15 protein-coding genes are annotated in these 16,782 nt (G+C 64.8%); 3 read left to right on the top strand and 12 right to left on the bottom strand.

Features of this window, described 5'->3' with window-relative positions:
- Positions 1-16: 16 nt before the first annotated feature.
- The 4 genes from IFT65_RS06980 to IFT65_RS06965 all read right to left on the bottom strand — a co-directional run bounded on the left by IFT65_RS06980 (position 17) and on the right by IFT65_RS06965 (position 5,580).
- The gene (locus IFT65_RS06980) at positions 17-1,102 is read right to left on the bottom strand and encodes a suppressor of fused domain protein (protein ID WP_342365870.1); all 1,086 of its coding nucleotides are present in this window, start codon (positions 1,100-1,102) and stop codon (positions 17-19) included.
- A 156-nt stretch (positions 1,103-1,258) separates the two neighbouring features.
- Complete coding sequence (gene prpE, locus IFT65_RS06975; RefSeq protein ID WP_192080880.1) at positions 1,259-3,139, bottom strand: propionate--CoA ligase; 1,881 nt, start codon at positions 3,137-3,139, stop codon at positions 1,259-1,261.
- Between the two features lie 838 nt (positions 3,140-3,977).
- Positions 3,978-4,964, bottom strand: coding sequence for a malate dehydrogenase (locus IFT65_RS06970; RefSeq protein ID WP_188324932.1), 987 nt, complete (start codon positions 4,962-4,964; stop codon positions 3,978-3,980).
- 118 nt (positions 4,965-5,082) lie between these two features.
- Positions 5,083-5,580, bottom strand: a complete 498-nt coding sequence (locus IFT65_RS06965) for a peptidylprolyl isomerase (RefSeq protein ID WP_057687625.1) — start codon at positions 5,578-5,580, stop codon at positions 5,083-5,085.
- Between the two features lie 438 nt (positions 5,581-6,018).
- On the opposite strand from IFT65_RS06965, the gene typA reads away from it, so the two are divergent.
- Genes typA through IFT65_RS06950 form a run of 3 tightly spaced genes read left to right on the top strand, consistent with a single transcriptional unit; the run spans position 6,019 to position 9,970 of the window.
- Complete coding sequence (gene typA / locus IFT65_RS06960; RefSeq protein ID WP_188324933.1) at positions 6,019-7,866, top strand: translational GTPase TypA; 1,848 nt, start codon at positions 6,019-6,021, stop codon at positions 7,864-7,866.
- Positions 7,867-7,874: 8 nt separating this feature from the next.
- Positions 7,875-8,342 (top strand): DUF2127 domain-containing protein, encoded by a 468-nt coding sequence (locus IFT65_RS06955; protein ID WP_188324934.1) that lies wholly within the window; start codon positions 7,875-7,877, stop codon positions 8,340-8,342.
- Between the two features lie 41 nt (positions 8,343-8,383).
- Positions 8,384-9,970: an amidase gene (locus IFT65_RS06950; protein ID WP_192080879.1), complete on the top strand. Its 1,587-nt coding sequence runs from the start codon at positions 8,384-8,386 to the stop codon at positions 9,968-9,970.
- Positions 9,971-10,036: 66 nt separating this feature from the next.
- Here the strand turns inward: IFT65_RS06950 and IFT65_RS06945 are convergent, their stop codons facing one another.
- The 8 genes from IFT65_RS06945 to rpsM all read right to left on the bottom strand — a co-directional run bounded on the left by IFT65_RS06945 (position 10,037) and on the right by rpsM (position 16,451).
- Complete coding sequence (locus tag IFT65_RS06945) at positions 10,037-11,170, bottom strand: mechanosensitive ion channel domain-containing protein (RefSeq protein ID WP_192080878.1); 1,134 nt, start codon at positions 11,168-11,170, stop codon at positions 10,037-10,039.
- Between the two features lie 135 nt (positions 11,171-11,305).
- The gene (locus tag IFT65_RS06940) at positions 11,306-12,664 is read right to left on the bottom strand and encodes a 3-deoxy-7-phosphoheptulonate synthase class II (RefSeq protein WP_192080877.1); all 1,359 of its coding nucleotides are present in this window, start codon (positions 12,662-12,664) and stop codon (positions 11,306-11,308) included.
- A gap of 66 nt (positions 12,665-12,730) precedes the next feature.
- On the bottom strand, positions 12,731-13,234 hold the full coding sequence (locus tag IFT65_RS06935; protein ID WP_188324938.1) for a disulfide bond formation protein B: 504 nt from the start codon (positions 13,232-13,234) through the stop codon (positions 12,731-12,733).
- A gap of 134 nt (positions 13,235-13,368) precedes the next feature.
- The gene (gene rplQ / locus IFT65_RS06930) at positions 13,369-13,755 is read right to left on the bottom strand and encodes a 50S ribosomal protein L17 (RefSeq protein ID WP_042614208.1); all 387 of its coding nucleotides are present in this window, start codon (positions 13,753-13,755) and stop codon (positions 13,369-13,371) included.
- 242 nt (positions 13,756-13,997) lie between these two features.
- Positions 13,998-14,996, bottom strand: coding sequence for a DNA-directed RNA polymerase subunit alpha (rpoA, locus tag IFT65_RS06925; RefSeq protein WP_188324939.1), 999 nt, complete (start codon positions 14,994-14,996; stop codon positions 13,998-14,000).
- Positions 14,997-15,051: 55 nt separating this feature from the next.
- A complete protein-coding gene (rpsD, locus tag IFT65_RS06920; protein ID WP_042614210.1) occupies positions 15,052-15,681 on the bottom strand; it encodes a 30S ribosomal protein S4 in 630 nt (209 codons plus the stop codon).
- A 14-nt stretch (positions 15,682-15,695) separates the two neighbouring features.
- Entirely contained in the window at positions 15,696-16,085 is a 390-nt protein-coding gene (rpsK, locus tag IFT65_RS06915; RefSeq protein ID WP_042614211.1) for a 30S ribosomal protein S11, read from the bottom strand.
- A gap of 9 nt (positions 16,086-16,094) precedes the next feature.
- Positions 16,095-16,451, bottom strand: coding sequence for a 30S ribosomal protein S13 (rpsM, locus tag IFT65_RS06910; protein ID WP_188324940.1), 357 nt, complete (start codon positions 16,449-16,451; stop codon positions 16,095-16,097).
- Between the last annotated feature and the right edge of the window lie 331 nt (positions 16,452-16,782).

Genomic DNA, 16,782 nt, shown 5'->3' with positions numbered 1-16,782 from the left:
CAGCGGGTCCGGCCGATTACCCGATTTCGCGGACGACCCGGCCCTGCGCGTCGCGCAACAGCGTCGGCACGATCTCCAGCACCATGTGGGTACCCGGAACGGGATAGCGTCCGCAGGGCTGCTCCAGGCACGCCAGCAGCGCGCGCAGGCCCGCCGCATCCAGCGTGCAGCGCGCACTGTCATCGCCGGGCTCCAGCGCTTCCTGCGCGCCGGCCAGAAACTCCCACTGACGTGCGCCGCTGGCCAGCACCAGGGACCTGCCATGCCCCAGGCGCAGTCCCAGCAACTCGCGCACACTGGCCACCTGGCCGACACCGAGCACCAGCGTCGTCGTATCGCCGTCGACGCGCCAGTCCAGCGTCTCCAGCAGCAGCAGGCCGGTGCTGGACCCGTGCTGTTCGCTGCCCTGCGCGGCCACGGCCGACAGCGCCGGATCATCCAGCAATGAAGAACGCGCGATGTCGGTGATCCACAGCGGCATGGCCGCTGCCATGGCGTGCAGCATCGCCTCGCTGTTCCAGCGCCGCATCGCCTCGACCTCGTCCGCCGTCAGCCCCACCACCTGCAGGAACGCCAGGCGACCATTGACCGTGTCGCGGGCAGGCAACTGCGGGTCTTCGATGAAGGCGACATGGTGCAGCAGGGTGGCCCGATCTGCGGCGATCGGTCCGTGCGCATCAAGATGATGGCCCGCTTCGAAGGTGTTGCCGGTCTGGAACACATAGCGGGCAAGATTCTGCAGCAGGTTCATCGGCCACGTCGGCGGCGGATCGGCCGGGCCGGCACCGGCAGGCGCGGCGAGCCGGAAGGTCAACTCAAAGCCGAAGCCACTGACGTCCGGATCCTCACTCTGCTTGTCGAACAACTCCGACAGCCCGTAGCTGACGTAATGCCAATGCGGTCGCCCGGCCTCGCTCCAATAGACACTGATCCCATCAAGCGGGTCCTTCCCGCCCAATGTCCATGCCAATGCGGCACCAAAGTGCCGCGCCTGTTGGTCAGGGTAAAGGGAGCCGAGCGCACCGTTGATGGCGTCCCAACCGGGCGTCGCGTCGTCCACCGGCATTGTCGTAACCACTTCGCAAGAGGAAAGGGTCTTCACGGATCAACCTGTGCCGCTGGGTGCGCCCACTTTAGCTTACGCGCGCCGCTTTTCCATGTCGGAACTGGCTCATGTCGATTCAACAATACCGCATGTCGTGCCAGCACGATTTACACCGTGCGAGGGACCGGCCACGAATGACCGGTCTCCGGCGCATCAGGTGCGCAGCACGCGCCTGATCTCATCCAGCGCGGCAGGGTCGTCCAAGGTGGACAGATCGCCCGGGTCACGTTCCTCTGCCAAGGCCTGCAGCGAGCGTCGCAGCAGTTTGCCGGATCGTGTCTTCGGCAATGCATTGACCAGGTGGATGTGCGCGGGCCGTGCGATGGCGCCGAGCGACGCCGTCACCGCGGCCATCATTTCACTGATGACCTGCGCCGGGTCCTCGCCTGCCAGTCCTTGCTTCAGGGTGACGAACACCAGGGGCACCTGTCCCTTGAGCTCATCCTTGACACCGATGACCGCCGCTTCGGCCACGCGTGGGTGACCGGAGATGGCCTCTTCGATCTCGCGCGTGCCCAACCGGTGCCCGGCCACGTTGATCACATCGTCGGTGCGGCCGAGGATGAAGGTGTACCCGTCCTCGTCGCGGATCGCCCAATCCAACGAGCTGTACAGCAGCTCCTTGAAGTGGCTGAAATAGCTTTGCAGGAATCGGGCGTCGTCGTTCCATACCGTGGTCATGCACCCCGGTGGCAACGGCGGCGACATCACCAGCACGCCCTTCTGCCCCGCCGCTACTTCGGCCCCGGTGTTTTCATCGATGACCTTCATCCGGTAGCCCAGGTTGGGGAAACCGGGCGAGCCGAACCGCACCGGCTTCATGTCCAGCCCCGGCAGCAGGGTCAAGGCCGGCCAACCGGTTTCGGTCTGCCAATAGTTGTCGATGATCGGCTTGCCCAGCGCATCGTTGGCCCAGTGCGCGGTGGGCTCATCCAGCGGCTCGCCGGCGAGGAAGATGTACTTGAGCGCCTGCAGGTCATGGCGACGGATGAAATCGACATCGTGCTTCTTCAGTACGCGGATGGCCGTCGGCGAGGAGAACAGCGTGCGCACGTTGTACTGCTCGCAGAGCGCCCACCAGATGCCCGGATCCGGACGGGTCGGCAGGCCTTCGTACAACAGCGACGTGCAGCCGCCGATGAGCGGCCCGTAGACGTTGTAGGAATGCCCGACCGCCCAGCCGACATCGGAGGTGGAGAACATCACCTGGCCGGGCTGGCAATCGAACACGGTCTGCATCGACTGCGCCATGGCGACCGCGTAGCCGCCCACGTCCCGCTGCACGCCCTTGGGCTTGCCGGTGGTGCCGGAGGTATACAGCAGATAGCTCGGCTCGCTGGACTCCAGCCACTGCACCGGCACCTCTGCCCCACCGTGCTCGGCGCGCAGGCTGGCGTAGTCGACGTCGCGGCCTGGTACGCGCGGCTCGGCCGGGTCCAGACCCCGCGATACGATCAGTACGTGCGGTGGTGGATTGTGTGCCTCCGCGCAGGCGGCATCGACCAGCGCTTTATACGGGATCACCTTGCCGCCGCGCATGCCGGCATCGGCGGCGATCAGCAGCTTGGGTGCGGCATCGTCGATGCGCAGCGCCAGGTTATGGGCGGCGAAGCCACCGAACACCACCGAGTGCACCGCCCCGATGCGGGCACAGGCGAGCATGGCGAATACGGCTTCGGCCATGTTGGGCATGTAGATCACCACGCGGTCACCGTGGCCCACGCCGAGATGCTTCAGCACGGCAGCGAAGTCGTTGACCTCGCGATAGAGCTGCCGGTAGGTGATCTCGCGGGTCACCCCGGTTTCGGTGGACACCGCCACCAAGGCGAGCTGCTCGCCGCGCTCGTCGAGATGGCGATCGACGGCGTTGTAGCAGAGGTTGGTTTCACCGCCGACATACCAGCGCCGGAATGGGGGGTTGCTGTAGTCGAGCACCTGTTGCGGTTTCTTGTGCCAATAGATGCGACTGGCTTCCTCGCCCCAGAATTCCTCCGGTTCGTCGATCGAACGGCGGTAGGTTTCTTCGTAGTCCATGACACAGCCCTCCCAGACGAAGTCATGGGATCGAGCATAGTGCGCCAGCCGCGGCGCGAACGCCCCGACCTTGGTCGTAGGGGGTGTGGTTGCCGGGCTGCGCCCGGCACCCGCAGAGGCAACGTCAACGTCAACGTCAACGTCAACGTCAACGTCAACGGCTGCAGGGCTGCTTGTTGGCGGGGCGGGGTGGGATGGCGGGGGACGGCAAAAACTGCGTCCATGCGTGCCTTGTTTCGCGCCATCCATGGCGCTCAACACCCCCGCCACCCCACCCCGCCCCGCCTTCGACAGGTCCATGGTGGCCTTTGAATCTGTAGCGCCGACCCATGGTCGGCGGAATGCTCCCGCCAACGGCCCGCTGCGCTCGCCGACCATGGGTCGGCGCTACCGCTTTTCTTCTTTTTTCATACGCGGCGGGCGGCCACGGAACCTGTCAGGGGCTGGGCGGGGGGCAGTAAACATTTTCCCTACGGGCATCGGTAGAGCCGATCCATGGTCGGCGGAATGTCTCCGCCAACGGCCCGCTGCGCTCGCCGACCATGGGTCGGCGCTACCGCTTTTCTCTTTTTTCATACGCGGCGGGCGGCCACGGAACCTGTCAGGGGGCCGGGCGGTGGGGCTGGGACGGGGGCGTTGAGGGCCATGGATGGCGCGAAACGAGGCCCGCATGGATGCGGCTCTTGCCGTCCCCCGTCCCAGCCCCACCGCCCGGCCCCAGCATGAGATTCGGCTTTTCAACCCACCGCGAGGGGGTCTCACCCGTTCGCCGACATCACCTACGCGCAAAAAAAAACGCCGGGACAGGCCCGGCGTCTTCTCACTGCGCAGTGACGGCTCAGCCCAGCAGGTGGGCCACGGCCGAACGCTCTTCTTCCAGCTCGGCCAGGGTCTTGTCGATGTACTTCTTGCTGAAGTCGTCGATCGGCAGATCCTTGACCAGGGTGTACTCGCCGTTCTCGGTGGTCACCGGGAAGCCGAAGATCACGCCTTCCGGGATCCCGTAGGAGCCGTCGGACGGCACGCCCATGGTGACCCACTTGCCGTTGCTGCCCAGCACCCAGTCGCGCACGTGGTCGATGGCCGCGTTGGCTGCCGACGCCGCCGAGGACGAGCCACGCGCTTCGATGATCGCCGCGCCGCGCTTGCCCACGGTCGGGATGAAGGTGCTGGCGTTCCAGTCCTGGTCATTGATCGCTTCGCCGATGGACGCGCCATCGGCAGTGGCGAAGCGGTAATCCGGGTACATGGTCGGGCTGTGGTTGCCCCATACCACCAGCTTTTCCATGCCGCCGACCGGCTTGCCGATCTTGGTCGACAGCTGGCTCAGGGCACGGTTGTGGTCCAGCCGCAGCATGGCGGTGAAGTTGCGCGGGTTGAGGTCCGGCGCCGACTTCATCGCGATGTAGGCGTTGGTGTTCGCCGGATTGCCGACCACCAGCACCTTCACGTCACGCTTGGCGACCTTGTTCAGCGCAGCGCCCTGGGCGGTGAAGATCTTCGCGTTTTCCAGCAGCAGGTCGGCGCGCTCCATGCCCGGGCCACGCGGACGGGCACCGACCAGCAGGGCCACGTCGATGTCCTTGAACGCCACTTCGGCGTCATCGGTACCGACGATGCCCGCCAGCAGCGGGAACGCGCAGTCTTCCAGTTCCATGATCACGCCCTTCAGCGCGGCCTGGGCCTTTTCAACGGGCAGTTCCAGCAGCTGCAGGATGACCGGCTGGTCCTTGCCGAGCATTTCACCGGAGGCGATGCGGAACAGCAGGGCATAGCCGATCTGGCCGGCAGCGCCGGTCACGGCAACACGAACAGGTGCTTTCATGGGGGGTTTCCTCTAGCTTGCGAGCGTTGGAGATGAACCGCGGGCGTGGCCGGGCGGCCTGGCAGGCGGCGGGGATCATGAAAACGGCCACCGCAGGGGTGGCCGTTTCAAAAGGGGATCAGGCGCGCGAGGGAATCGACTTGTTCCACTCGGCGACGCGGTCGGCCTTGGCGGCCAGCACGGCATCGGTATCGCCTTCCAGGGTGATCGAATGGATGACGTCGCCCTGCTTGACCGAATCCACGATGGCCTGGCCTTCCAGCACCTGGCCGAACACGGTGTGCTTGCCGTCCAGCCAGTCGGTCTTGATGTGGGTGATGAAGAACTGGCTGCCATTGGTGTTCGGGCCGGCATTGGCCATGGACAGCGAACCCACCTGGTGCTTCACGCCGTTCTTTTCATCTTCGAACTTGTAGCCTGCGTCGCCGGTGCCCTGGCCGCGCGGGCAGCCGCCCTGGATCATGAAATCGGCAATGACGCGGTGGAAGACCAGGCCGTCGTAGAAGCCGTGCTTTACCAGGTTCACGAAGTTGGCGACGGTCAGCGGTGCCTTGTCGGCGAACAGCTCGACCTTGATCGGGCCCTGGGTGGTGTCGAACGTAGCGATGAGGGACATGAAGATCCTTGGAATTCGGGTGGGAAAGGTCCAGCTCCCAAGTTTACACCCGTCCCGTTTCGCTCGCGGGTACGACGATCGTTGAAGGTTTTGCAGCGGTTCTGTCTTCTTGTAGGGCGAGGTGGGAGGGGCCGGTGCGGGGCACGCCGTGAATACCTCCCTGTAGGCTCGTCGCCGCATCCATGCGGCTCTAACGGCCCCGCACCGCCCCCTCCCACCCCGCCAGACAGATGGCCGCTGCGGTGGGAGGAAAAGGCCAGCGCGAAAGCAGAAGCGAGGGTCAGGGCTACGGCTGCGGAGCCTGTGCTGCGGTGGCCGGTAGCCTTGGCTGAATGGGCATCTGGGGAAGACTGAAACGGGTTTTTCGCGAAACGGTCAGTTCGAGGTATGATGATGGACTTCTTTTTCCAAATCCGGCGCCGACTGGCCCCCTTTCGCATGTCCATCGAAAATCTTCGCAACATCGCCATCGTCGCGCACGTCGACCATGGTAAGACCACCCTGGTCGATCAGCTGCTGAAGCAGTCCGGCACCCTGTCCGAACGCACCGTCCTCGCCGAGCGCGTGATGGACAGCAACGATCAGGAAAAGGAACGCGGCATCACCATCCTGGCCAAGAACACGGCCATCACCTGGGAAGACAAAAAGACCGGCGTCAAGAACCGGATCAACATCGTCGATACCCCCGGACATGCCGACTTCGGCGGCGAAGTGGAGCGCGTGCTGTCGATGGTCGACACCGTGCTGATCCTCGTCGACGCGATGGACGGCCCGATGCCGCAGACCCGCTTCGTCACCCAGAAGGCCTTCGCGATGGGCTTCAAGCCGATCGTCGTGGTCAACAAGGTCGACCGCCCGGGCTCGCGTCCGGAGTGGGTGATCGACCAGGTGTTCGACCTGTTCGACAAGCTCGGCGCGACCAATGAGCAGCTGGACTTCCCGATCGTCTACGCGTCGGCCCTGAACGGCTACGCCGGCCTGGAAGACACCGTGCGCGACGGCGACATGACCCCGCTGTACGAAGCGATCATGCAGCACGCGCCGATGCCGGAAGTCGATCCGGACGGTCCGTTCCAGATGCGCATCAGCCAGCTGGACTACAACAACTTCGTGGGCGTGATCGGCATCGGCCGCATCCAGCGCGGCACCCTGAAGAAGAACATGCAGGTCGCGGTGATCGACCGTGAAGGCAAGAAGCGCAACGGCAAGGTGGCGCAGGTACTGGGCTTCCTCGGCCTGGAGCGCATCGAGCAGGACACTGCCGAGGCCGGTGACATCGTCGCCATCTCCGGCATCCAGGAACTGACCATCTCCGACACGCTGTGCCATCCGGATACCCCGGAAGCGCTGCCGGCGCTGACCGTCGACGAGCCGACGATCTCGATGACCTTCCAGGTCAACAACTCGCCGTTCGCCGGCAACAAGGACCTGTCCGGTGGCAAGTTCCTGACCAGCCGCCAGATCAAGGACCGCCTGGACCGCGAGCAGGTGCACAACGTGGCCCTGAAGGTGGAACAGCTGGAAGACGCCGACAAGTTCCTGGTCTCCGGCCGTGGCGAGCTGCACCTGTCGGTGCTGATCGAGAACATGCGTCGTGAAGGCTACGAGCTGGCCGTGTCGCGCCCGGAAGTCATCATCAAGCAGATCGACGGCCAGGCCATGGAGCCGATCGAGCAGCTGGTGGTGGACATCGAAGAACAGCATCAGGGCGGCGTCATGGAAAAGCTGGGTACCCGCAAGGGCCAGCTGAAGAACATGGAACCGGACGGCAAGGGCCGTGTGCGCCTGGAGTACCAGATCCCGGCCCGTGGCCTGATCGGTTTCCAGAACGAGTTCAAGACCCTGACCCAGGGTTCGGGCCTGCTGTTCCACGTGTTCGACCACTACGGTCCGAAGGAACAGGGTTCGATCGCCAAGCGCCAGAACGGCGTCATGATCGCCAACGCACCGGGTGCCACCCCGGCGTATTCCCTGGGGCCGCTGCAGGAACGCGGCAAGCTGTTCGCTGCTGAAGGCGACAACGTGTATGAAGGTCAGTTGATCGGCATCCACTCCAAGGACAACGACCTCACCGTCAATGCCATCAAGACCAAGCCGCTGACCAACATGCGCGCTTCGGGCAAGGACGATGCGATCCAGCTGACCCCGGCGATCAAGTACTCGCTGGAACAGGCACTGGACTTCATCGAAGACGACGAGCTGGTTGAAATCACGCCGAAGGAAATCCGCCTGCGCAAGAAGGGGCTGACCGAAAGCGACCGCAAGAAGGCATCGCGCGGCGGCTGAGCCGACTCGTGAGCCATCCTGCTTACAACCCGGATCCGCAACGGCATCCGGGCCTGCATGTCATCGCTCTGCTCGAAACGGGCAAAGCGGTGCTTGCACTGTTGGCCGCGACCGGGCTGGAAATGCTCGGTCCGCAGCCACTGCGTGATGGGATCAATGCCCTGATCCGGCGTTTCAGCCTGGACCCGGATCACGGCACCCTGCCCTCCCTGTTGAACATGATCAGTCCCGATGTCGTCCACCTTGCGGCGGCCGCGATGCTGGGCTATGCCCTGCTCCACCTGGTCGAAGCGTGGGGCTTGTGGCGGGCCAAGGCCTGGGCCTCGTGGCTGGGCTGCGTGTCTGCCGGCATCTACCTACCCTTCGATGTCTACGCCATTTCCCGCCATCCGGGCTGGGCCTCCTGGACCGTGCTGGTGTTGAACCTGCTGGTGGTCTACGTGCTGGCGCGCGACATCCTGAAGCGGAAACCCTGAAGGCGCCGCGATACACTGGTTAGGTGCCCAAGCCGCCCACCATGCGCAACGCTCCATCACCAACGCGTCTTCTTTTCCTGTCCGCCGTGCTCGCCACGGCGCTGGTCGGCTGTGCGTCACCCGTGCGTGCGGCCGATGACGCACCTCCTGCGGCGGCGCCGTTTCCCTACGCCGAGGCCGAGATAAGCGACCTGCAGGCCCGTATGGCGGCCGGCGAACTGGACAGCGGGACGCTGACCCGGGCCTATCTGGAGCGCGTCGCCGCGCTGGACCGCGAAGGGCCGCGATTGCGTGCGGTGATCGAGCTCAACCCGAATGCCCTGAAGGAGGCCGCACAGCGCGACGAGGAGCGCCGCCGTGGCCACCTGCGCGGTCCGCTGCACGGCATCCCGGTGCTGCTCAAGGACAACATCAACGCCTTGCCGATGAGCACCACGGCCGGTTCGCTGGCTCTGGCCGGCTTCCGCCCCGGCGACGCGTTCCTGGTGACGCGCCTGCGCGCTGCCGGCGCAGTGATCCTGGGCAAGAGCAACCTGAGCGAGTGGGCGAACTATCGCGGACTCGGATCCACCTCCGGATGGAGTGCGCGCGGCGGCCAGACACGCAATCCCTACCGCCTCAGCCACAGCCCCTGTGGATCGAGCAGCGGCAGCGCCGTCGCCGTCGCGGCCAACCTGGTAACGGTATCCGTCGGCACCGAGACAGATGGCAGCATCGTCTGCCCCGCTGCCGTCAACGGTGTGGTCGGCCTGAAACCGACCGTGGGCCTGGTCAGTCGCGATGGCATCATCCCGATCTCGTTCAGCCAGGACACGGCAGGCCCGATCGCCCGCACGGTCTCTGATGCGGCGGCGGTACTGACGGCCATTGCGGGCCGCGATGCAGCCGACCCTGCCACCGCCGCGATGCCGGGCCGCGCGGTCTATGACTACACGGCGCGCTTGAATCCCAACGGGCTGCGCGGCGCGCGCATCGGGGTGATGGACAATCCGCTGTCCCAACGTCCCGGCATCGGCGCGTTGATGCAGCATGCCGTCGAGACCCTGCGGCGCGCCGGGGCCACCGTCGTGACGGTGCCAGCGCCGGACGAGAGTGGCTGGTCGGATGCCGAACAGATCGTGCTGCGGCATGAGTTCAAGGCGGGCATGGAGCGCTACCTCCGGCAGTGGAAGGCCCCGTGGCGCACGCTGCCGCAGTTGGTCGCCTTCAACGAAAAACACACCGCGCAGGAACTGCCGCTGTTCGGCCAGGAGCTGCTGGTCGCATCAGCACATGCTGGATCGCTGGGCGACCCTGCCTACATCCAGGCACGCAGCCAGGCACGCCGCATGGCCGGCGAACAAGGCATCGATGCCCTGCTTCGCGCCTATCAGCTGGACGCCCTGGTGGCCCCCACCACGGGCACTGCATGGCCGATCAACAGCCCTGGGGGCGATGCGTTCCCGGGGGGCAACTACAGCGCCGCCGCGGTGGCCGGCTATCCTAGCCTGAGCGTACCGATGGGCCACGTCGATGGCTTGCCCGTGGGACTGCTGTTCGTGGGCACGGCCTGGGCCGAGCCGCGCCTGATCGAGCTGGCCTATGCCTATGAGCAGCGCACCATGGCACGGCGACCGCCCCCCCTGTAACGACCGCGCCCTCCCAAGTGGGGTAGCTGCGAGGCGTCAGACAGGGCCGTCGCGCATGACGCGGCGCTACCCTGCCGTGGGCTGGACGGCCGGTTCGCCATCCTCGGCACCGGGTGAGCGCACTTCCTGCTCCGGTGCCGGCGCGACGCGCCGCTTTGGCGTATCGGCACTTTCCTCAAGCTGCGCACGCAGGCGCGGCAACGCCTGTGGATGTTCACGCGCGAGGAAGTCCAGCATCCGCTCGCGCACCAGGCAACGCAGGTCGAACGCATCGCCCGAGTTGCGCGCACTGACCAGCAGGCGGACCTGCAGCGTGTGTTCGGTGGTCTCGGTGACCTGGGTCACGCAGACACGGCCGTCCCACAGCGGCGCGTCCTTGCAGATGCGCTCCAGCTCGGCACGGATGGCGGGAATCGGCGCACGGTAATCCAGCCACAGGAACGCGGTGCCCAACAGGTCCGCACTGCGCCGGGTCCAGTTCTGGAACGGGTTTTCGATGAACCATGTCAGCGGCACGACCATCCGGCGTTCGTCCCAGATGCGCACCACCACGTAGCTGCTGCCGATCTCTTCAATGCGCCCCCACTCGCCTTCAACGATCACCACGTCATCCAGCCGGATCGGCTGTGTCACGGCGATCTGCAGGCCAGCGATCAGGTTGCCGAACACCGGCTTGGCAGCGATACCTGCCACCAGGCCGATCAGGCCGGCCGAGGCCAGCAGGGCAGAGCCGATCTTGGCCACCATGTCGAACTGCAGCAGCACCAGCGATATCCCCAATACGATGATCCCGCCCATCAGCACGCGGCTGAGGACACGGGTCTGGGTCTGCACGCGGCGCGCTTCCAGATTGTCGGCCACTTCGATGGGATGGTTGCGCAGGATCGCCTTCTCGCCGGCGGCGACGGCTCGTACCAGCAGCCAGATGAAGCAGGCGGTCAACCCGATGTGCACCAGCCGCTGCGCCTGGTCCAACCAGCGGTCGTGCAGTGGCGTTGCCTGCAGCGCAGGCACCAGCAGGAGCAGCGGGAACGCCAGTGCAAGCGGCGGGCCGAGCATGCGCCCGATGCGTGCGCGCCGCCGGTCGCGACCTTCCAGTCGCCGATACAGCGCGAGGATCACCCAGGCGCCGAGCGCCCCCACTGCCAGCGCGATGCCCAACGGCACCACGTACGCCTGCGCTTGTTCCCACCTCGACACTGCTGCACCTCCACGACCACGCGAAAGGACCAGCGTGTCGCAGAAGCCATGAGCGTCATGTCAGGCGTTCGTAAAAAAGGGGTCAGATCCCGCTCGCTGTGCACGCGGAAACCAACCCCCTCAGCAGTGATCGGATCAGCCGTTCTGCTTGCGCACGATCGCCATGGCGATTTCCAGCGACTGTTCGTAGTTGAGTCGCGGATCCACGCTGGAGCGGTAGGCGCGTTCCAGATCGCGCTCGGTGAGCTCCCGCGCGCCACCGGTGCATTCGGTCACATCTTCGCCGGTCATCTCCAGGTGCACGCCACCCAGGCGCGTCCCCGCGGCCGCGTGCAGATCGAACGACAACTCGACTTCACCGCGTATGTTGTCGAAGCGGCGCGTCTTGTAGCCGTTGCCCGTGCTCTCCGTATTGCCATGCATCGCATCGCACACCCACAGCACCCGGCGACCGTCGCGCTTCACCGCATCCAGCAGCGGCGGCAGCTTGTCGGCGATCTGCGCCGCGCCCATGCGATGGATGAAGCTCAGCCGGCCGGGTTCGTCGTCTGGATTCAGCATATCGATCAAGCGCAGCAGCTGGTCCGGCTGCACCGATGGCCCCACCTTGATCGCGATCGGATTGCGCACGCCGCGCAGATACTCCACGTGCGCGCCATCGAGTGCTGCGGTGCGCATGCCGATCCACGGATAGTGCGTGCTCAGGTTCAACCAGCCCTGCTGACGCGGCACCTGGCGTGTCAGTCCCTGCTCATACGGCAGCAGCAAGGCCTCGTGCGACGTATAGAAATCCACCCGCTTGAGGTTGTGCACGCGCGCGCCGGAGATGGTCTCCATGAAGCCGATGGCATCCTCTATGGACGTCACCATCTTCTGGTACTCCACCGCCAGCGGCGAATGCCGCACCCACTCGAGGTTCCAGTACTCCGGGTGATGCAGATCGGCGAATCCGCCGTCGATCAGCGCCCGAACGAAGTTCATCGTCATCGCCGAATGCGCGTGCGCCTGCAACATCCGCTTGGGATCCGGCAGGCGTGCCGCTTCGGTGAAGGCCGGCGCATTGATCACATCGCCGCGGTAGCTGGGCAGCGTGACCCCATCGCGTGTCTCGGTGTCTGCCGAACGCGGCTTCGCGTACTGCCCGGCGAAGCGTCCGACGCGGATCACCGGCTTGCGCATGCCATGCACCAGCACCAGGCTCATCTGCAGCAGCACCTTGAGCCGGTTGGAGATCATCCCGGACTCACAGTCGCTGAAGTTCTCTGCGCAGTCGCCGCCCTGCAGCAGGAAGCGCTTTCCCTCCTGCGCATCCGCCAACTGCTGCTTCAGTGACAGGATTTCCCACGAGGTGACCAACGGCGGCAGCCGCTTCAACTCGTGCAACGCCGCGTCCAAGGCAACCGGATCCGGATAGGTCGGCAACTGGAGGGCAGGCTTTGCCCGCCAGCTCTCCGGCGACCAGTCAGCGGGCGACAATGAATCAACGGACGACATGGCGGACTCCAGGACCTTCAGGGGCGCACCGAGCCATGCCCGGCGCATCAAGTACAACGTTCAACATCAGCGAATACGGCGCACGGACACCCACAACGCCCAGCCCGCCAGCAACACGAACCACACCAGCGACCACATCGGCATGCTCAGGCCCAGGAAGGCCCAGTCGATGTCGCCGCAGTTGCCGGTACCGGTCAGCACGGTGCGGAACACTTCGAACGGCCCCATGGTTTCACTGAGGAAGCTGAGTGGCGGGCCGCAGGTTGATCCGAATTCCGGCGGGATCATCTGCACGTACACGTGGCGCGCGGCGATGCCCACGCCCACGGCTGCCGCGATGAAGGCCAATACGCCGTAGGTGATGCGCCCCGGTCGATTGGAGGGACCGTGCAGCGCACCGATCAGGAACACAAGGCCCAGCGCGGCGAACGCCAGTCGCTGGAAAATGCACAGCGGGCATGGCTCGAGGCCCATCTTCAACTGCAGGTAGATCGCGAAGCCAAGCAGCCCCGCGCAGATCAGGAACCCCAGCAGGAACTGGGCGCGGAACGGCCAACGGAACGGGTTCATCAGCAGGACTCAGTGCAGGCAGATGCAAAGCGTAACCCATGCGACGGCGCACGCGATGCCCTACGCACGGGCGCTGTAACGCAGAAGCCCGGCACAAGGCCGGGCTTCTGACGGTGCTGCAGGGAACGGTCCGATTACTCGGCCACTTCCTCGGCAACAGCGGCCGGACGGTCGACCAGCTCGACGTAGGCCATCGGTGCATTGTCGCCAGCGCGGAAGCCGCACTTCAGCAGACGCAGGTAACCACCCGGACGCGACGCGTAACGCGGGCCCAGGATGGTGAACAGGTTGCCGACCGCTTCGTTGTCACGCAGGCGGGCGAACGCCAGACGACGGTTGGCGACGGAGTCGACCTTGGCCAGGGTGATCAGCGGCTCGGCAACGCGGCGCAGTTCCTTGGCCTTCGGCAGGGTGGTCTTGATCAGCTCGTGCTTGAACAGCGACGCGGCCATGTTCTTGAACATTGCTTCGCGGTGAGCGCTGGTACGGCTGAACTTACGACCGGATTTCTGATGACGCATGGTGATGATTCCTTTGCAAGATTGAGACTTTGGGGATCGTTGTCGCCATCCTGGCGCTGTATTCGGACTGCGGATGGTCCTGGCCGCCCCTCCTGGTCGGCCTGTCCGCGGACTGATCGTCCGTCGGTTGTTGTAGAGCCGAGCTTGATCGACTGCAGTGGATGCAATCGCGCAAGCTCGGCTCTACGGTGCGAAGGCCCCACCGTTACCGGTGAGGCCTTTGCGGTACTGCAGGGGGCTTATCAGCCCAGCATGCCGTGGCTGGCGACGCCGGCCGGCGGCCAGTTCTCCAGCTTCATGCCAAGCGACAGGCCACGCTGGGCCAGCACTTCCTTGATCTCGGTGAGCGACTTCTTGCCCAGGTTCGGGGTCTTCAGCAGCTCCACTTCGGTCTTCTGGATCAGATCGCCGATGTAATAGATGCTTTCCGCCTTGAGGCAGTTGGCCGAACGCACGGTCAGTTCCAGGTCGTCGATCGGGCGCAGCAGCACCGGATCCACGCCGTTGTTGGCCGGCTTGGCCGCACCGCGGTCGCGGTGGGTGAAGTCACCGAACACCGACAGCTGGTCGCTGAGGATGTCGGCGGCGGTGCGCACGGCTTCCTCGGCGTCGATGGTGCCGTTGGTCTCGATATCGATGACCAGCTTGTCCAGATCGGTACGCTGCTCGACACGTGCCGCTTCCACGGCATAGGCGACACGGCGGACCGGCGAGAACGAGGCATCCAGGACCAGACGGCCGATGGCACGGGTTTCTTCGTCCGGACGACGACGCGCGGCAGCCGGCTGATAGCCGAAACCACGCTCGATCTTCAGACGCATGTTGATTGCCGTATCCTTGGTCAGGTTGCAGATCACGTGGTCGCCGTTGAGGACCTCCACGTTATGATCAACCTTGATATCGGCAGCCGTGACGACGCCCGGACCCTGCTTGGACAGGGACAGGGTGGCGTTGTCGCCGGAATGCATACGGATGGCCACATCCTTCAGGTTGAGCAGGACTTCAAGCACGTCTTCCTGCAGACCTTCGACCGTGGTGTACTCATGCAACACGCCGTCGATTTCGACTTCCGTGATCGCGAAGCCCGGGATGGACGACAACAGGACGCGACGCAGGGCATTGCCCAGCGTATGCCCATAACCACGCTCCAAGGGTTCGATAACGACCTTGGCGCGTGTGTCGGTAAGGCGTTCGATCTGCGGGCCACGAGGACGCAGAACCTGGTTGGCGGTAACCGTCATGTTGCGGGTTCTCCTAGTGAACCCCCGGCCGTCGCCGGGGGCTCTCCAATGTGAATTACTTCGAATACAGCTCGACGATCAGCGCTTCATTGATGTCCGCAGGCAGGTCCGAACGATCCGGAACCGCCTTGAAGACGCCGGCGAACTTGCCGGAATCCACTTCAATCCACGACGGACGCATGTCGTGCGTGGCCGAAACGGTCAGGGCTTCCTGAACGCGCAGCTGCTTGGCAGCCTTTTCGGACAGCGCAACCGCGTCGCCAGCCTTGATCTGGTACGAAGCCAGGTTGACCGACTTGCCGTTCACGGTGACACCGCGGTGCGAGACCAGCTGACGAGCAGCCGGACGGGTCACAGCGAAGCCCATGCGATAGACGACGTTGTCCAGACGGGTTTCCAACAACTGCAGCAGGTTCTCGCCGGTGTTGCCCTTCTTGGTCGAGGCCTTCTTGTAGTAGTTGCGGAACTGACGCTCCAGCAGACCGTAGATACGCTTGACCTTCTGCTTTTCACGCAGCTGGGTAGCGTAGTCGGACAGCTTGCCCTTACGGGCGGTAGCGCCGTGCTGGCCGGGCTTCTGCTCCAGCTTGCACTTGGAGTCCAGCGCGCGCGCCGGGCTCTTGAGGGAGAGGTCGGCGCCTTCGCGACGGGCGAGCTTACAGGTAGGACCGATATAACGAGCCATTTCTTATCGCTCCCTTAGACGCGACGCTTCTTCGGCGGACGGCACCCGTTGTGCGGGATTGGCGTCACGTCGATGATGTTGGTGATCTTGTAACCGACGTTGTTCAGCGAACGAACGGCGGACTCACGACCCGGACCCGGGCCCTTGATGCGGACTTCCAGCGACTTCACGCCGTAGTCGAGCGCAGCACGGCCGGCCTTTTCGGCGGCGACCTGGGCAGCGAACGGAGTCGACTTGCGCGAACCGCGGAAGCCGGCGCCACCGGAGGTCGCCCACGACAGGGCATTACCCTGACGGTCGGTGATGGTCACGATGGTGTTGTTGAAAGAAGCGTGGACGTGGGCGACGCCATCAGTGATGACGCGCTTGATCTTCTTCTTGGTCTTAGCAGCGGGCTTAGCCATTTTTGTCCCTTACTTCCTGATCGCCTTGCGCGGACCCTTGCGGGTGCGGGCGTTGGTACGGGTACGCTGGCCACGCAGCGGAAGACCGCGACGGTGACGCAGACCGCGATAGCAGCCCAGATCCATCAGACGCTTGATCGCGATACCGATTTCACGGCGCAGATCGCCTTCCACGATGAACTTGCCGACTTCGGCGCGGAGGCGCTCGATTTCCGGCTCGGACAGATCGCGGATCTTGGTGGTCGAAGTAACGCCTGCGGAGTCGCAGACCTTCTTCGAACGGGTACGGCCGATGCCGTAAATGCTTTGCAACCCGACCCAGACGTGCTTCTGGGCTGGCAGGTTGACGCCTGCAATACGCGCCATGACGCGGTTCTCCAGCTGAGTGATGGCCGACAGCGCACCATGAAGGCGCGCCAATCCGGCAGGATAGATCAATAAAGTGAACTAGCGAATCTTACAAGGTTCCGGTGTACTGGAAGTTTCTGAGACCGTGAGGTTTCAAAAACCCGGCCCGGGGAGTGTGCCCAGGCTCCGGCGCCGGATCAGGTTGGTCGCGGCGCCATATCCGAAGACATGCCGCCGTGGCCGCCCGCGCTACTCCTGCGCAGGACCACCAGATCTCACCCCCACCCGGAACCGCTGCGGGGGCCGCCCTTCTTTGGATAGCCGAGTCCGCGAAGCGGAGGACCATCAC

The organism is Stenotrophomonas sp. CFBP 13725 (assembly GCF_014841935.1).
Taxonomy (GTDB): Bacteria; Pseudomonadota; Gammaproteobacteria; order Xanthomonadales; family Xanthomonadaceae; genus Stenotrophomonas.
This window is presented reverse-complemented; position numbering and strand designations above follow the sequence as displayed.

Excerpts from the sequence above, each read along its gene's own strand:
- typA (WP_188324933.1), top strand. The coding sequence starts at position 6,019 with ATGTCCATCGAAAATCTTCGCAACATCGCCATCGTCGCGCACGTCGAC.
- rpsK (WP_042614211.1), bottom strand. The coding sequence starts at position 16,085 with ATGGCTAAGCCCGCTGCTAAGACCAAGAAGAAGATCAAGCGCGTCATC.
- IFT65_RS06935 (WP_188324938.1), bottom strand. The coding sequence starts at position 13,234 with ATGAACCCGTTCCGTTGGCCGTTCCGCGCCCAGTTCCTGCTGGGGTTC.
- rpoA (WP_188324939.1), bottom strand. The coding sequence starts at position 14,996 with ATGACGGTTACCGCCAACCAGGTTCTGCGTCCTCGTGGCCCGCAGATC.
- rpsM (WP_188324940.1), bottom strand. The coding sequence starts at position 16,451 with ATGGCGCGTATTGCAGGCGTCAACCTGCCAGCCCAGAAGCACGTCTGG.
- prpE (WP_192080880.1), bottom strand. The coding sequence starts at position 3,139 with ATGGACTACGAAGAAACCTACCGCCGTTCGATCGACGAACCGGAGGAA.
- IFT65_RS06940 (WP_192080877.1), bottom strand. The coding sequence starts at position 12,664 with ATGTCGTCCGTTGATTCATTGTCGCCCGCTGACTGGTCGCCGGAGAGC.
- rpsD (WP_042614210.1), bottom strand. The coding sequence starts at position 15,681 with ATGGCTCGTTATATCGGTCCTACCTGTAAGCTCGCCCGTCGCGAAGGC.
- IFT65_RS06970 (WP_188324932.1), bottom strand. The coding sequence starts at position 4,964 with ATGAAAGCACCTGTTCGTGTTGCCGTGACCGGCGCTGCCGGCCAGATC.
- IFT65_RS06950 (WP_192080879.1), top strand. The coding sequence starts at position 8,384 with ATGCGCAACGCTCCATCACCAACGCGTCTTCTTTTCCTGTCCGCCGTG.
- IFT65_RS06965 (WP_057687625.1), bottom strand. The coding sequence starts at position 5,580 with ATGTCCCTCATCGCTACGTTCGACACCACCCAGGGCCCGATCAAGGTC.
- rplQ (WP_042614208.1), bottom strand. The coding sequence starts at position 13,755 with ATGCGTCATCAGAAATCCGGTCGTAAGTTCAGCCGTACCAGCGCTCAC.